Origin of the sequence: Microvirga sp. CF3062 (assembly GCF_036314045.1) — a bacterium.
Taxonomy (GTDB): Bacteria; Pseudomonadota; Alphaproteobacteria; order Rhizobiales; family Beijerinckiaceae; genus Microvirga.
Genome location: NZ_JAYGGN010000006.1, coordinates 16,657 through 33,471, shown reverse-complemented (window position 1 = coordinate 33,471; position 16,815 = coordinate 16,657). Strand labels below are relative to the sequence as shown.

General features: G+C 54.1%; 10 protein-coding genes and 1 pseudogene. 2 read left to right on the top strand and 9 right to left on the bottom strand.

The window, feature by feature from the left end; translation table 11 throughout:
* Positions 1-2 precede the first annotated feature (2 nt).
* Positions 3-2,174: a cadherin domain-containing protein gene (locus tag VB618_RS12095; RefSeq protein WP_329796915.1), complete on the bottom strand. Its 2,172-nt coding sequence runs from the start codon at positions 2,172-2,174 to the stop codon at positions 3-5.
* Between the two features lie 352 nt (positions 2,175-2,526).
* On the opposite strand from VB618_RS12095, the gene VB618_RS12090 reads away from it, so the two are divergent.
* Complete coding sequence (locus VB618_RS12090; RefSeq protein ID WP_329796914.1) at positions 2,527-2,775, top strand: hypothetical protein; 249 nt, start codon at positions 2,527-2,529, stop codon at positions 2,773-2,775.
* 537 nt (positions 2,776-3,312) lie between these two features.
* On the top strand, positions 3,313-3,813 hold the full coding sequence (locus VB618_RS12085) for a MarR family transcriptional regulator (protein ID WP_329796913.1): 501 nt from the start codon (positions 3,313-3,315) through the stop codon (positions 3,811-3,813).
* Positions 3,814-3,927: 114 nt separating this feature from the next.
* Here the strand turns inward: VB618_RS12085 and VB618_RS12080 are convergent, their stop codons facing one another.
* The 8 genes and pseudogenes from VB618_RS12080 to VB618_RS12050 form a co-directional block, all read right to left on the bottom strand.
* Entirely contained in the window at positions 3,928-4,164 is a 237-nt protein-coding gene (locus VB618_RS12080) for a hypothetical protein (RefSeq protein WP_329796912.1), read from the bottom strand.
* 197 nt (positions 4,165-4,361) lie between these two features.
* Positions 4,362-5,588: an alpha/beta hydrolase family protein gene (locus tag VB618_RS12075; protein ID WP_329797200.1), complete on the bottom strand. Its 1,227-nt coding sequence runs from the start codon at positions 5,586-5,588 to the stop codon at positions 4,362-4,364.
* A 376-nt stretch (positions 5,589-5,964) separates the two neighbouring features.
* Positions 5,965-6,525 (bottom strand): calcium-binding protein, encoded by a 561-nt coding sequence (locus VB618_RS12070; RefSeq protein ID WP_329796911.1) that lies wholly within the window; start codon positions 6,523-6,525, stop codon positions 5,965-5,967.
* Positions 6,526-7,075: 550 nt separating this feature from the next.
* Positions 7,076-9,457: a PAS domain-containing protein gene (locus VB618_RS12065; protein WP_329796910.1), complete on the bottom strand. Its 2,382-nt coding sequence runs from the start codon at positions 9,455-9,457 to the stop codon at positions 7,076-7,078.
* A gap of 480 nt (positions 9,458-9,937) precedes the next feature.
* A complete protein-coding gene (locus VB618_RS12060) occupies positions 9,938-10,255 on the bottom strand; it encodes a hypothetical protein (RefSeq protein ID WP_329796909.1) in 318 nt (105 codons plus the stop codon).
* Positions 10,219-10,332 (bottom strand): annotated as a pseudogene (locus VB618_RS19795) (hypothetical protein); the annotation flags it as partial. The pseudogene VB618_RS19795 and the gene VB618_RS12060, both read right to left, overlap by 37 nt.
* 248 nt (positions 10,333-10,580) lie before the next feature.
* The gene (locus VB618_RS12055) at positions 10,581-11,861 is read right to left on the bottom strand and encodes a calcium-binding protein (RefSeq protein ID WP_329796908.1); all 1,281 of its coding nucleotides are present in this window, start codon (positions 11,859-11,861) and stop codon (positions 10,581-10,583) included.
* Between the two features lie 154 nt (positions 11,862-12,015).
* Positions 12,016-16,812: a cadherin domain-containing protein gene (locus VB618_RS12050; protein WP_329796907.1), complete on the bottom strand. Its 4,797-nt coding sequence runs from the start codon at positions 16,810-16,812 to the stop codon at positions 12,016-12,018.
* Positions 16,813-16,815 lie beyond the last annotated feature (3 nt).

Below are 16,815 nucleotides of genomic sequence, written 5' to 3'. Positions count from 1 at the left end.
TTTCAGACAACGAAGAAGTCTTTGTGGGTCATCTTAAGGTTCTTGGTGAGGGTCGCGATCTGGATCTGAGCCTGTGAACCGGTGCCGTCGGCATCGTAGTACAAGGCACCAGTCTTCTTGTTGTAGATCAGGTTGTCATCGCGATCATGTGCCTTCGTGCCCTGGTAGAACTCAGAGGCCTTGAGCACGCCCTTCTTGTCCAGCTTCTTGAACACCGACTTGGCGAGGTGCAGCGTGTCGTCCACCACCTTGAAGTCCACGATCTTGTCCTGATTGGCCTTGTTGACCTTCGAGGCCTTCGACAGCTTGGTGTCGAACACGAAGATGTCCTGTCCGTCGCCCCCGTTCAGCACGTCCTTGCCTGCACGGCCGTAAAGCTTGTCATTGCCAAGATTGCCGAGCAGGGCATCGTTGCCGCTCTGGCCATAGAGCACATCGTTGGCGTTATGGCCTTCCAGGCGATCCGCACGCGAGGTGCCCCACAGGGTCAGGGGCAGGTTCGGGTTGTTGGGATCCTTTGGATCGTTGCTCTCGAGGACGTCCAGCACATCGATGGTGAACGTCTGCGTCGTGCTGTCACCATAGCTGTCCGTGGCTTTGACCGTAATCGTGTGGCTGGCCTTTGTCTCATAATCGAGAGCGCTGGTCAGGATCAGGTTCTTGCCATCGATCTTGAACGGGCTCTCGGGCGAGACAAGGCTGTAGCTGATGCTGTCGTCCTCGGCATCCTTGGCCGAGAGGGTCGCTATGATCGTTGTTGCAAGCGTATCTTCACTGACGCTGGTCCGCGAAAGAGCCAGCTCCGTGGGAGCGGTGTTGTAGGTCCGGTAGTTTGCATTCTCAAACACCAGATAATCGACGTCCGCTACGCTGTCTGTGCCATCACGGTCGGCAATGGTATCCTTGACGGTAAGGCGCCCGCCTGCATCCTGAGAAATTTGATACTCAGACATCTTCCCGCTGAAGTAGGCTCTGTCGAAGCCACCACCGCCGTCGAGGGTGTCATTGCCCCAATCGCCCTGAAGCACGTCATCGCCGCTTTCGCCCAAAAGGCCGTCATTTCCGGCGCCCCCAAAAAGCGTGTCGTTGCCATCATCTCCTTCCAGCCGATCAAGGCCAAGCCAGCCCTGAAGGTTGTTGGCGTGTGCATCACCATAGAGAGTATCATGATACTTTGAGCCGACGACGCCTTCGACACTCTGAAAAGTGTCGCCTCGGGATTCCCCGAGAACATTGTTTGCTCCAGAGAGATCTGCATGAACGGCAGCGGTGGCCGCGGAGTAATCCGCGTAGTCATAGCCATCGCCGCCAATTAGAGCATCGGCACCGAGTCCACCATTCAGATAATCGTTGCCTTGGCCACCCTTAAGCGTGTCATTTCCAGCGCCGCCAATGAGGGTGTCCTCGCTGTTATTTCCGTCCAGAATATCTGCGCCTGCCCCGCCCTGGAGATTGTTAGAAGCGTAATCCCCCAGGAGTTGATCATCATAGCTGGATCCGATGAGCCCACTAATCTTTAGGAAGAAGTCATCTTTAGCATCTTCAGTGTTATCACTATTTTTAAGGAGATTAGCTGTTACACCTGTTGCTGCATGTTCATAAGAAACGTAGTTGAAACCTTCGCCTCCCAATAAACTATCACCACCTCCCCCACCCTCTAAGGTATCATCTCCCTCATACCCTTCAAGGCTATTGATTAGCTCATTACCAACTAGCGTGTCATTGAAGTTTGAGCCATGTATTCCACTAATATTGATATACGTGTCGCCTGCCGCATCACCTGTACCTAGGACACGCGGGTCGAGGCTTGCGACAATTCCTACGGTGGAACTACGATAGCTTGCATGGTTCCAGCTATTGGAACTGGTAGTATCCCCATCGCCATCGAGGATATCGGCACCCGGGCCTCCATCGAGCCAGTCAAAGCCGATGCCACCTTTCAGAATGTCGTTACCGTCTTGACCATAGAGGAAGTCCATCCCCTCTTGACCATAAAGGATGTCATCGTTGCCGCCGCCGTAAACAGTATCATCTCCGGCACCAGCTACAATCCAGTCAGCCAGATCACGGCCACGCAGGGTATCGTTCTCAATGCCGCCTTCAATGGTATTCTGATATCCAGCAACGAGAGACGTTCTGCCGGTCCATGCGATGAGGGTGCGATAGTAAGTCATGCTGTGCCTCTGCCCTTGCGTGATGCAAAGCAGATGGCATGCCATGGGAGTTCATCCCTGTCCCCGTATGAACACCTAGGATCAACCGATCACACCATCGCAGCGCGCGACGGCGCATAAGTGAGCCCACTGAGAGCTTCCTTTGGGCTATTGTCCCACCTTAAGAAAGGCCTCTGTTAAAATCATTGAGCCGAAGTTATTAACCCGCAGAAAGTGCGTGTACACGGAACATGTCACAATGTTTTGTAAGGAAATTGATTAGTGAATACGCCCTTATCACCCAAGTGGGTGATTAGACTCAAGCAACAGGGCGCTATTCACTTGACTTCCGCTGCGGAAGAGGATCCGGCCTATGTCTCAGATTACCTTGTGTCCCGATCAGATAAATGCCCTCACCAGCTTTTCCGTCGGCACCCTCGATGATCGAGATGCCATGATGGTGCTTGAGGTCGCCGTAACATCCGAGGATTTCTGCGAAGGTGCCCGATGCCAAGTTCCACTCACCATGACACCTGAGATGGCCCGCGATCTGGCCTATGGTTTAATGGCGGCTGCAGACTGCGCGGAAATGGGCCCAAGTCCGACAATAGCAAGGAACTGAGACCGCATCCTCCAGTAAGCACTGTCCTCCATTCGAACACATTGGGATCAACATGCAACCTCCCTTCTATGAGGCTCAGATCAGTTGCGCTGACGTTGAGGCAGTAGCCCAAGCGTTTTATGAAATCTCATTTCCACATACCCAGTGGGAGATGACTCCTGTCGCTCCTAAGGCAGAGTTCAAGGCCAATGCGCGTGCGACCATTCAATTGCTGCTTGAAAGCAATCCGACCAGACGTCGACTTCATGTAAAGAGCTGCCCCTCACAAATTGGCCGCATGCTTGCCGACATAGCTCTGCAAGCAGGCCCCAAATGAGGCTACGTCAGATGGGCATGGACGAGAAGCATGGCGCACAAGCACAGGCTGCGCTCATTGGACCAGCTAATCCCAGGTGTTCATACGGGGACGCCGTTGCGAAAAGCATGGCATTGAGTCTGCCTTTATCATGAGGCTTCCGTGACTTGCATCATGCATAGATATGAATTTGCATCAGCTTCTCCCTCATTGTGCTGCTTGCGCGATTTTAGAGCGATCCAATGAAGAAACCAAAAAATTCGAAGATTGCGCCACAAGAGATTGCTCAAGCTTCAGCGCAAACTCTCATACCTTCAGCGACTGAACTGACCAAAGAGGAATTCTCTGCTCTGGAACTAGAGGTCGCCTGGCTTCATTGGCGATCTGATTTTCGCAAGGCTGTTGTCGGCTCTGGGCAACTCCGAGCCCCATGGCGTAACATTTTCGAAGCAGATGCGATTTTTTGCCTTATCGCACATCGATGGCTTACGGCTACTCCGATAACTCTCAAGGAAGTAGCGACATACCTCTCCGAGTTCACTACAGAGGCTACCATATCTCGTCATATCGACGATATGGAATATGCTGGGATGCTGAAAAGAACTAAGGATCCAGCTGATAATCGCAGGTTACTCCTTGTCCCTACAGAAAGGCTTCTTCTCGTCGGGAGAAGCTTCTTACAAGGGCGGATTGCAGTGATGAAGAAGAATGGATTTACATCAAGCGGAGCCCCAAACGAGTGAATCTCCACCAAGCTGCGATTGATGCGTCTTGCCGTAAGCATCCCATAAACTAGCGCTCTGATTGTTGCATCCCTAATTCTAGGTATGCACGCCCCGTAAGAACCATCGCTTTGATCAGGCGGCGAAGAAGTCCTTGTGGGTGGGCTTGAAGTTCTTGGACAGGGTGGCGATCTGAACCTGGGCTGCCAATCCGGTGCCGTTGGCATCGTAGAACAAGGCGGCGGTATTCTTGTTATAGATCGGTTCATCCTTCGTACTGGTCGCCGTGGCGCCGATGATGAATAAGTCGTTTGACAGCTTCGCAGACTTCTTCTCAGAAGCCGAACTTACCGAGCTACGTGAAGATCTCATTGCCGAGCCAGATCGTGTCATCCTCCACACTGTAATCAACAATCTTATTGTGGTTGGTTTCTTGTGCCGAACTTGCCCGTCGAGTCTAAGGCTATCTCTTCGTCAATGCTCAGAAAATTTAGGAACAGCCGGGCTTCGTCTGCTGAAGAGAGAGACGCACCCTAAGGTCTCAATCTGCAATCGGCAGAGCGCGTGCCTCATCCTGCCCGGGCCTTGAGCCATTGGCTGATGGTCCGGTCGATCTCCGGGTGATACTCGCCTGCTTTACCGACCCTGCGGTTTCGGAAGCTCTCGTCTTGATCCTTCATGCGGTAGAAGGAATGGTCCATGCCGGTGATCTCGACATAGACTGCTGCGCCGGCGCGCGCGGCGTTGATCGTGTCTGCAATCTCACGATGCTCCTCGGGACTCGTGAGGAAATCCGAGCCTCCGTAGATGACCAGCGTGTCAAGCTTCAGGCGTGTCCAAAGCTCAGGCAGATCGACCGCCGCAATCTGCTGCAGATAAACGTCGGAGGAAGGGATCTTCATTTCCTCAGCGCAGGCAGGGCGCTTCTCTAAGATCTGCGCGCGGAGCTGCTTTTCGATCAGAAGCTGATGCATGCACCATTGCTTGAGCTGCATTTGTGCGCCAACCTTGGCGAGGGGCATGCCTTCCAGCTTGAGCTGCCGCCGACGATTGATCAGCTCGTATTCAAACCATGTGCTACCGATCGTTTCTGCAACGACGATGCCGCGCACAGAGACGCGATCCGCTACAAGCGGGGCGACGATGCCGCCGATGCTGTGGCCGACGATGAACAACTTATCCGGATCTACATAGGCCTTGTCCTTTAGAGCCTTGAGGCCCGCCGCATAGCCTTCGACTTCCGTGTTCAGGTCGACCTTGGCACAAGCCTCGCCTTCGCTGTCTCCCATGCCGCTCTTCTCGACCCGCATGGTGGCGAAGCCCTCGCGGGTCAGAGCTGCGAGAAGCTGTCGGTAAGGCTCAGTCGGCGCGAAGGGATAATCCATGCTGTAGCAGCCAATTCCGCCCACGAACAGAATGGCGGGGCTGCGTCCTTCCCCGCGAGGCTTGGTGATGATGGTGCGGCGCAGAGCGCCCTCAGCTTCGACGGCCTCATACAGTGTGTCGTAATCGGGAGAAGTTTCCGGTGGAAGGCCGATGAGGGTGATCTGTTGCTCGAGAGGCTTTCCGTCGCGAACAATTGACAAAGTGACCGTGTCATCAGCTCTCTTCTTACGAATCTGGGTGACGACGTCCGAGGAGGAGCGAATCGTCGCCTGATCGAGCTTCAGGAGAATGTCGTTGGCTTGAAGCCCCGCCTTCTGAGCCGTCGAACCGGGGATCACCCTCTCGATCAGGACGCCTTCGCCTACCGGAACAGCCGCAGCCATTCGGGCCGCTTCAGGGACAGGGGCCATCCCGATGCCCATGAAGGCGCGGCGCGCAAGCTCCGCGCCTTCGGCTTGGAAAGGCAGGACAAACAGAAGGGCGGCAATAGAAAAACGAAGCAATGGCGGCATAAGAGGACCCTTAGAGAAGGATGTGATTTTATCTTATCTTGCCGCTTGACGCTAAACTTTCCACCCGCTCCATAGAGCCCCGAAATGTTCCAAGCTCTTCAACTCCACATATTGAACTTCGATATCAAACGGGAAAACTGCGCAGAAGGCCCTTTATGGAACGCAAGGGACTTTGTCCCTTGCGTTTACCGGATCCGCTACAACACGGGTGGCCCCATCGCCTGTTATAGAACAGTCGGCAGGATGGGCTTTCCTGCCATCCATCGTCGAATTCTCAGATGATCACGAAATCCATGTGGGTGATCGCTGTCTTATTGACGAGAGTAGCGAACTTGATCTGCGCTGCGCCGCCAGCACCGTCCTTGTCGTAGAAGAGCGAGCCAGTCTTCTTGTCGTAGATGATCCGATCATCCTCATCATGGGCTTTCTTGCCGACGTAAAACGCCGTCTCTTTGAGCGCTCCCCTGCTGATGGTCTTGAAGATGCTGCGGGTCAGGCTCATGATGTCATCGGCGGCTTTGAAGTCCATGATCTTGTCGACGTTAGTCGTGGCGTTTAGCTTCGAGTCGAAGAAGAAAGTGTCCTTGCCTGCGCCACCATAGATCTTGTCGTTCCCTGTGCCACCCGCAAGCACATCCCCACCGCCATAGCCGTAGATGACGTCGTTACCGGCTTGGCCATAGAAGCCGTCCAAGCTGTTGGTACCCTTCAGCACGTCGTTCTTCGGCGTTCCCATCGGAGGAAGCTCGTAAGCCGCCGCGCCCCACAGGGCATCCTGTCCCTGGCTGAGGCTCGGCATGGTCCAGTTGGTCTTGGAAGTAGTTTTTGTACTCATTTTATTGTCCTCGAAATGGGCGTCGCCCTGGGATCGAATCAGCGGGGTGAATAAAAGCAGAGTCCTGTTGTTCGTCGCTCTGGGACGACGCTCATCAGGCCTCTTCATGCCACGCCTTCCGCTGCGTCGTCCCCGTATGAACACGCAGGGTTAACTGGGCACATCACCGCAGGGTGCGACGGCGCACCAGCAGGCAGACCGATGTGCCCTCTTTGATGGTTTTCGCCCTTCAGCAGCTCTGACGCAAAACGCCAGCGTGTCCCCACGCTGGCGTTTCTCACGATTGAGGCAGATGACTGACTGCGGCTTACAGGATGAAGTGATCCTGGGTCAGGACCGTGTCGGGGGTGAGGGTGGCAAACTTCACCTGAGAGCGTGCACCCAAACCGTCCGCATCGTAGAACAGCTCGCCCGTCTTGCTGTGTAGAAAGTCTTTGTAGCCTAAGGCGACGTTATCTTGAGCATGGGCTTGAGCGGGAGGTGGGCACGCCGCCCGGAATCTCAGGAGAACTTAATCTCAAGTAAGAAGAGCCTCAAATTAGGCCTCTCATTAGTTTGGATTGAAGAGGGGCGGATCGCCGGGGATGGGCATCGTCATGGAGAAGCGCAAGCCTTCCTCCGGAAACTCCATGGACACATCCGCCTGAAGCTGAGTGGCCAGCACCCGCTGCAGCAGGCGCGAGCCGAAGCCCTGGCGCGCGGGTGCGCTCACCCGCGGACCGCCATTTTCGGCCCATGAGAAATGCAGCAGGGGCCTCGGCTCTCCGGGCTCGATCTTCCACACGACCTCAACTTTACCCCCGAAAGTCGAAAGGGCCCCGTGCTTGGCGGCATTAGTGGTAAGCTCATGGATCGCCATGCCGATGGGCACAGCCGCCTCCGAGGGCAGCTCCACATGGGGGCCTTCCAGAATAATTCGATTTCTCGCCTCGTCCTCATAGGGTCCAAGCTCGGTCTGTACCAGGTCCTCCAGGGCCGCCTTCTGCCAGAGATCTTCCGTGAGCAGGTTGTGCGTGCGGGCGAGCGACACGATGCGGCCGACGAAGCCCTGGTAGAACTCGTCGATGCTCGACGCGGTGCGGGCGGTGGAGCCGACGATGGCCTGCACGGTGGCCAGCGTGTTCTTGACCCGGTGATGCAGCTCCCGGATCAGCAGCTGCTGGCGTTTCTCCGCCTGTTTGTGCTTCGTCACATCGATGTTGACGCCGATGATGCGTTTCGGCTTGCTATCCGCATCGTAAAGGATCGTAATACTACCTTCGATATGGCGGAAGGATCGATCCGGCATCGGAACGCGGTAAGCGAAGGATAGCTCTCGGTCTTTACACGCTATGGCAGCTGCAAAGTTGTTTTGGAAGACAGCCACATCATCCGGGTGAACACGCGAAGTCCAGCCTTGATAGTTGCCTTCGAAGCTGCCTGGCGCGATCCCGAACAGTTGCTCCTGCTCAGTGGTCCAGAGGATCTTGTCCGCCGCTACATTCCAATCGAATACACCAATGCCTGCTGTCCGCTGCGCTAGGGCAAGACGCTCTTCGCTTGTGAGCAAAGCCTCCGTGGTTTCCCTAATATCGTGAATGTCGATCGCTGTCCCAACCTTGCCTTGATATTCTCCATGAGGCCCGAAAAAGGAGCCGACTCGGCAGAGGTGCCAGCGATAAGAGCCGTCCGGCAGCCGGTAGCGCACCTCCCCTTGCCAGAAATCTCCATAAGCTCGATCAAGCTTGGCGTCCTCAAAGATCCTTATGAGATCATCTGGATGGCAAGCTGATGTCCACCCGTTGCCCAGAGCCTGTTCTGTAGCCATTCCGGCAATCTCGGTCCATCTCTCATTCATGTAAATAAGGCGTAGGTTCTTATCGTACACGAAGAGAACACCTGGCATTGATTCTGCAATCAGCCGGAAGCGTGCTTCGTTGTCACGCAGGTTCTGTTCGGCGCGCGCTTTCTCGACCGCCGTCCAAGTGCGCTCAGCTACGTCTTCTGCCAAAGATAGATCATCTTTCGACCAAGCCCGAGGAGTGTAAGAGGTTAAATATAGGAGAGCAGTGAGGCGTCCATTCTTGAAGAGAGGGACGGTAAGAACAGCCCGAGCGTTGATGGTGCTGTAGAAACTTTGAAGGGCAGAGTCACTACTATGGGCATCTGTCATGACATCTTCAATCGCGTGGGCGCAGCCCTGTTCAGAAGCGTCAATCACACCATGCATGAAGTCCTGGACACGGTAGGCGCGGCCCTCGTTGCTGATGGCCCCCCTGGACCATTCTCGCTCGACCAGGACAACACCCCGACTCTCGTCGACTTCACCATATCCGGCACTATCGACCTTGAGGAGTTGACCGAGGCTTTTGGCCGTTGCTTCCATGATGGCTAAGGGATCTTCGAAGCTCCGCAACTGGTCGTTCAGCTTCAAAAGGAATTCCTGGCGGCGTTTGTTGTCTTGAAACTCTTCCCTGATCCTTTCACGCTCTGTGATGTCCTGCGTAATGCCGATCAAGCGAGTAGGGGTACCATGTTTGTAAATCGCGGCGCCCTTGACAAGGATCCGGCCGATGTGACCGTCAGGCCTGAGTACCCTGTGCTCGATATGAAAATCGGATCTACTAGCCAGGGCATAGGTTATGGCTTGGTCGATCCGCTGAGCATCTCCGGGATGTTTCAGATCCTTGAGCCGTTCGAAGGTCAAGAGCTCGTCTGGTGCAAGGCCGAGATGAGCTTTGCAGGTGGCATTCGCCACCATCTCGTTGGTAATGAGATCGCGTTCCCAGGAGCCGAGCCGGCCCGTATTAAGGGCCAATCGCAATGCAAGGCTGTTTCGGAGCAGCACCTCCTCCCTGTGATGACCATCGCCTAGATCAATCCGCACCATATCGGTCTCATCTCGTATGGTATGGGGTCGTAGAAGCTCGGAAGCTTTGGTGCCATCGGTCATTGATACTGCCCTGCTCTGCCTCTCTATTCGTAGAGCTCTCCTTCAGTCATGTCACGAAATTATGTCACGCGACGGTGTAGAATCATAGAAATCTAAGGCTGAAACTATCTCGGCACGCCGCGCACTTGAGGTCTAAGCGCGTCTGCAGATTGGACATCGCAGGCGCTGGCGAGCGCCGGATGGAGGGCGTCTCGGAAGAGATCCTCGACAAGGCGGTTTTATGAATCTACTCACCGCATTGCTAACCTAAATACGTCTATGCTGATCAGCACTCGGCCACTGACGGGTGGATTCTCTAGATAACGATGATGGAAAGTCTCAAAAAGGTGACTTCTGAAAGAGGCTGACACCTCCTGTCAGATCGTTCTGCAACCTCTTACAGGACAAACTACAATGAAAGGCCTGCTAGGGGAGTATCTGGCAGGACGTCACGAGACCCTAGGCTCAAGGCTTTTGCTCCCCGAGCTTCGGTCCTGTTGCTTAGATGATGAAGAAGTCCTTGTGGGTCATCTTGAGGTTCTTGGAGAGGGTGGTGATCTGGATCTGGGCTGCCAAGCCGGTGCCGTCGGCATCGTAGTAGAGCGCACCGGTCTTCTTGTTGTAGATCAGGTTGTCGTCGCGATCATGCGCCTTCGTGCCCTGGTAGAACTCAGAGGCCTTGAGCACGCCCTTCTTGTCCAGCGTCTTGAACACGCTCTTGGCCAGGTGCAGCGTGTCGTCCACCACCTTGAAGTCCATGATCTTGTCCTGGTTGGCCTTGTTCACCTTGGGCGATTTCGACAGCTTGGTGTCGAACACGAAAATGTCCTGACCGTCGCCCAGCTCAGCACGTCCTTGCCGGCTCCGCCGTAGAGCTTGTCGTTGCCGGCCTCACCCTAATGCTGTGACAGCTCGCCGTAGCCTAAGCTCCACGTAAAGATACAGGAATTCTGGCTCACATAACCGGATGTGTGGTTGCGCACATGTTGCTATTCGATAGCGCAAGTTCCGGACTTCCTAACGTCATATCCGAACTTACGGGCTTCTGTACAATACCAACTCTATCGAACAGGAACAAGAGGCTAAACCCCGCTCCGAGGAACGAATGCGCTATAGCAAGAACGTCCTACAAATGAACCGCGTGTTAGATAACGTAGAAGTCGCTATACGTGATGCTCAGGTTCTTGGTTAGAGTAGCAATTTTCACCTGAACCGCGCTCCCAGTACCATCCACGTCATAATAGAGGACGCCAGCTTTCTTATCATAGATCACACGGTCCTCAGCATCAGCAGCCTTCGTGCCGACTTGAAATAAGTCCTTCTTGATCTTAACGGGCTTCTTCTCAGAGCCCTTCCCACCCACCGTATAAATTTTATTCTCAAGCCAAATCGAGTCGTCTTTCACGTTGAAATCCATGACGCGATCGACGCTTTTCTTGTTAGGGGGCGTATCGAAGATGAACAAGTCTTTTCCGCGCCCGCCGGCAAGTTGGTCGGCGTCCAGGCCACCGTAAATTTTATCATTTCCCTTTCCGCCTGAAATGATATCTTTTCCTGCCGCGCCAAGGATCGTGTCATTGCCGCCGAACCCCCAAAGGCTATTTTGAACACCGTTACCAACAATCTTGTTGTTGGTGTTACTGCCTTGCAAGTCGGCTGTATTGCTGGAAGAAAGGACTAGTTCCTCGATTTCTTCTTCCAATCCGAGTGCAAATCCAGTTTCAGCATAAACAATATCGTATCCTCCTTGAGAGGCCTCAATAACGACGTCGCCAGCAGCGCAATAGTAAGTATCATTTCCTGAAAGGCCGACGAAAGTGTTTGAGTGATCGTTGCCGTAGAATGTATTTGCATGATTGCTGCCAGACAACGTTGTAGGACGAGCCCCGACTGCGAAGAGTTCTTCTATTTCGGCATCAAGCGCCAAGGTAAAGTTGGTGCTTGCAAATATCTTGTCATGACCGCCGCCGACATGCTCGATGATGAGATCGTCGTCGGAGACGTGGTAGCTGTCATCACCGACGCCACCATCGAGAGTATCTATCCCCTGCCTGCCGATCAGCACGTCGTTGCCCGCCCCACCGGCAAGATAATTGGCTTTATGATCGCCTGTAAGGTTGTCGTTGTAGATCGACCCGATGACACACTCGATATCGACATACGTGTCACTATCAGCGTCTCCATTCTGCCCTATGGATGTGGCTAAATTGATCGACACGGCAGCGGCGGATGTCTCGTAAGAGACCGTATCATAGCCATCCCCCCCACTCAGAATATCCGCACCCGGACTGCCGAGAAGGGTGTCGTTACCAGCCAAGCCCTCGAGGAAGTCGACTCCTTTGTCACCAGTGATGAGATCGGGTCCTGGCGTCCCTTGTTTCTGACCAATCATTATGAAGAAACCCGTTGATTTTCCCGGTGCCATTATATCGCCTGACAATGCATTCTGCTTGCTCTGACAGCCTTGGAAGCCGAGGCAGCTCTTCCTTGACAAAATTTCGGCCAATCAGGGCGATTGCCCTGATTGGCCTGTCTTCCTATCACTCGTCCGATCAAGTAGGTCGCCTTGACACGACTTATCAGATAAAGAACAGCTCCTTGTAGGTGAAGTTCTTGAGCGCCTTGTTGTTGGTGAAGGTCGCCATCTCGATGGCAGCCTTGGAGCCGGATCCGTCCGCATCGTAGTACAGCACGCGCTTCTTGGCGTCATACACGAAGTAGTCGTCCGCCTGCTTCGCCTTGTCACCCACGGTGAAGAACTTGCTTTCCAGCTTCTTCGGCGCAAGCTCCGTTCCCTTCTTGATCTTGGCATAGAGCGCTTTGTTACTCTTGAAGAGATCGTTCTCGAGCCAGATTGAGTCGTTCTTGACGTCATAGTCCTTGATCGTATCGAAGTTCACCTTTCGATCCGTCTTGGACGTGCCAAGCTTGCCGTCGAACACAAAGGTATCCTTACCAACCCCACCCCAGAGCGTGTCGTTGCCGTACCCGCCCCAGAGCTTGTCGTCTCCGGCGCCGCCGTAGAACGCATCCTTGAAGTTGCCAGTCTTGCTGCCCTTGATGACGTCATTCAGCGGGCTGGCCGAAGCTGCGCTCATCAACTCACGGGCTACATCCGCGACATTAATCGCAAACACCTGCCGTGAAGTCCCACCTCTGCTGTCGCTCACCTCAACTGTGATGGAATGCTGTTTAGCTTGCTCGTAGTCAAGCTGCACACCGTTAGCAACCTGAAGCTGATTGCCGACGATCTGGAACCGGCCATCGTTATCGACCAGAGCTCCGCTCGTTGACACGATCTTATAAGTAAGCGCGTTGCCATCCGGATCAGTAGCTGAAAGCGTACCAATTGGAGCGTTGTCAGGAGCGAGTTCCTGAATGTTTGCATTGCCGAGCGTAGGAATGCCCGGAGCACGGTTCGGAACGGTCTCGACGACATCGTTGACGTTGATTGTGAAGTTCTGATCCAAGAACCCACCATTGCCGTCAGACACTCGCACACTGATGACATAAGCGTGACTAGAACCCGATGCCTCATAATCCAGGCTCTGACCATCTTTAAGCTTCAGGAGCCAGCCGTTTGTGGTTAATTTGACTTCAAACTTCCCACTAGGATCGCCACTCGGGCTTATTGCGTAAGTGAGTTGATCTTGAAGATCAAGATCAACACCACGAAGAACACCAAAGACCGCTCCTGCTACATTTTCGTTCGCCGAGACTTCCACTGTGCCATTTATGAACGCTAGGCCGGTTGGATTTCTGTTTCCAGGTGTCTCGGTAACATCGGTCACATTAATCGTGAAGTTCTGGAAGGACGACATGGTCCCATCCGTTGCAAGCACGCGGATTGTGTAGGAGGTAACACCGCTTTCGAAATCGAGCACTCTGCCTGTCGCAACTCGAACCTGACCGTTTTGAATTACGAAAAGTCCGCCAGCATCATCCGCTAGAGTGTAAGTAATGGCGCTACCCTCTGGATCAATTCCACTTAAGTTACCAACGAAAGTGGAATTCTCCTGAACGGATACAGTCGTATCGTTGTTTAACCTCACATTGATAGGAGCCTCATTCACGTTTGTGACGTTGATCGTGAATGTTTGCGGCTGACTTGTTCCGTTACTCCCGTCTGAGGCTGTTACCTTTATAGTATAAGTTTTAGTGCCTTCGAAATCGAGCACCACACCTTCACGCAGTTTTACCGTCTTTGTGGTATTGTCGATCTCGAACATGTTATTCGGATTGCCATCGACCGTAAATGCAAAGCTGGCAATCGGGTCACCGTCTGGGTCCGTAGCCCCAAGAGTGCCGATGGTTGTCGCATCCTCGCGAACATCAACCGCATTTGTAGAGCCATTCAGCGTCAAGCTATGAGGTGGGCGGTTCTCAGCAACATCGGTCACATTAATCGTGAAGTTCTGGAAGGACGACATGGTCCCATCCGTTGCAAGCACGCGGATTGTGTAGGAGGTAACACCGCTTTCGAAATCGAGAACTCTGCCTGTCGCAACTCGAACCTGACCATTTTCGATAACGAACATACCATTCGCATTATCGACTAGAGAATATGCAATGGAAGATCCTTCTGGGTCAGTGCCGCTCAAAGTACCAATGATTGTAGAGTTTTCCTGAACAGTTACAGTTGTTGCGTTATCCAACCTCACATTGCCGGGGGCCTCGTTCACGTTTGTGACGTTGATCGTAAAATTTTGAGGAGTACTTACTCCGCCCTTACCATCTGACCCTGTGACCGTAACAGTGTAGGTCTTCGTACCCTCAAAATCGAGCACGACACCATCACGCAACTTGAGTTGGTTGGTCTCATTGTCAATCTCGAACATGTTGCTCGGATTACCATTAGTGGCAAATTGGAACGTAACATCGTCACCGTCGAGATCGACAGCTGTGATATTACCCGAGAACGCCGAGTTCTCCTGAATATTTACACTCGTGCCACCATTCAGCCGGATCGTACCGGGCGCCCGGTTTGTATCATCGAGATCGGCGACATTGATTGCAAAGGATTGCGTTGCAGTTGCGCCATGCTCGTCGGTTACCATAATTGTGACCGTGTAGAACTTCTGCCCCGCTGGCAGCGCCTCGTAGTCGAGGACTACGCCGTTAGCGAGCTTAAGCTGCTTAGTAACATTATCGATCACGAACATGTTGGCCGGATTGCCGCCGCTGGCAAAGGAATAGGCCAGGTTTGCGGCCGATGTCTCGTTATCGACGGCGCTTAATGCCCCAATAATGGCTCCATTTGAGTTATTCTCATTAACTGTAATGGATGTCTGACCATTCAGGCGAACCGTGCCGGGATTCGTGTTTTCAAACACATCGGCGATATTCACCCGGATTGATTTTGACACAGTATTGGTGCCATCCGAGACATTGACAATGACATCATAGTATTTCTGTCCGACAGGCAGAGACTCATAGTCGGCGCCAGCCTTGAGGGAGATCACGCCACCAGCGGTGATGTTGAACAGGTTGCTATTCGGGTTCCCAGTGGTCGCGAACGAATAGGTCAGACCTGCCGCTTCAGGATCGGTAGCGATCAGTGTGCCGACAGCCGTGACGTTCTCGTTTATCGTGATCGTGTCCAAGCCATTGCTTTGGAACCGGACAGCCGCCGGCGCCTCGTTGACGTCGGTGACGTAGACCTTCACCATCGTGGTGGCGGACTGCGAGCCCGGCCCGTCGGTGGCGCGCACCACCACCTCGAAGTACTTGCCGTTCTGATCGCTCTTCAAGTTCGGGTTGGTCTCGTAATCCTGAGCCCCGCCGTTCAAGGTGATCTGGCCGTTGCCGGCATTGATTGAGAACAGGTTGCCTGGATTGCCGCCATTGGCAAACGAGTACGAGACCGAGCCGCCGCCGATGCTATCGTCATTCGACAGCACGGTAGCCACCACCTTGGAAGTGCCGTCGTTCTCGATGATCGCCGTCACAGAGCCCTGCACCGCAGGCGCCGATGGCGGCTGGTTCACGACAACCGGGTTGACGGTGAAGGTGACCGGTTCGCGGTGGGAGCCGCCGCTGCCGTCGCTGACCCGCACATAGACCGTCACCTGGGTCGGGGTGGCGACATCCGGCAGCCCGCCCGGTCCGACCGTGATCTCGCCGGTGGTGGCATTGATCTGGTAGTTGGTGCCCGTGTAGGCCGAGCCGTCCTGGTTCACCAGGGCGTAGCTGAAGGTGCGGAACGCTGGATTGGTGTCCGGGTCTGTAACGTTGGTGCCAGTGGCGATCACTGCGCCCTGCCCGGCATTCTCACTGACGGTGTTGACCGTGGTGTAGGACAGGTCCGCCGGCGCCTCGTTGACGTCGGCAATGTTGACACGCAGCACCTGCCTCACGGCCGGATTGGTGCCGTCCGAGACCAGAACTACGAGATCGAAGTACTTGTTGGCGCCCAGCGCCTCATAGTCGATGCCGCTCGCCAGGCTAATTACGCCGGTGTTCGAGATCGTGAACAACCCGCTGCCGTTGCCGCCGGCCTCGAACGAGTAGCTCAGCGTGTCCGCGTCGGTGGCCGTCACCGAGCCGACAGTCGTGGTGTTCTCGTTGATCGTGAGCGTAGTGTCGTTGTTGCTCGCAAACCGAACGTTTGTCGGGGGTGTATTGGTCGGAGTCTCCACCACATCGGTAATGTTAATGCGAAGAGTTTTTGTGACTGAATGACCTGCGCCACTCACATCAGTAACGATAACTTTCAGGTCGTGCCACTTTGCACCAGCGGGCAAAGATTCATAATCGACAACTGCGCCTTGCTTGATCCGCAGATAATACCCGCCGTTCACTGTGTCAGCAAAGACCTCGTACAGGCTAGCATTCGGATCGTTGGGATCAATCGCGAAGCGGGCACTATTAGGTCCCCAGGCGGCTGTTTTATCCGGATCGATAGAGACAAGTCTTCCGAGAGAAATTGCTGAAGCAGCCCCATTTGGAGAGGGCGTCTCCTGCACCGTCACGTTGTCGCCTTGTGTAGTCGAGGCTGTCGGAACGATCTTGATATCTGTGGGGGCCTCGTTCACGTTGATGAGGTTGAGGTTCAGAGAAAGCGTGGTCGTAGTGCTCGTACCAGAACTTCTGATAGAGGCCTGAAACGTGCTGAGCGTCTCAAAGTCGAAGATGGCACCATCATTCGCAACTAAGTCGAGAACCTTGGTGCCATCCGGGAGTGTCCGTGCAACCAGCTTGAACCAAGACGCTATGTTGGTAGTGCTTCCCGCAGCGTCGAAATTATACGTGGCTCCCTGATCGAGGCCCGTATAAGTGCCAAACACGATCTTTTCAGGAGTGTTTTCATTAAATCTGTAAGTTCCCGCGCTAGCTGCAGTTAGAATGTTTGTATTGGGAGTAAAAGTAATAGCCATGCG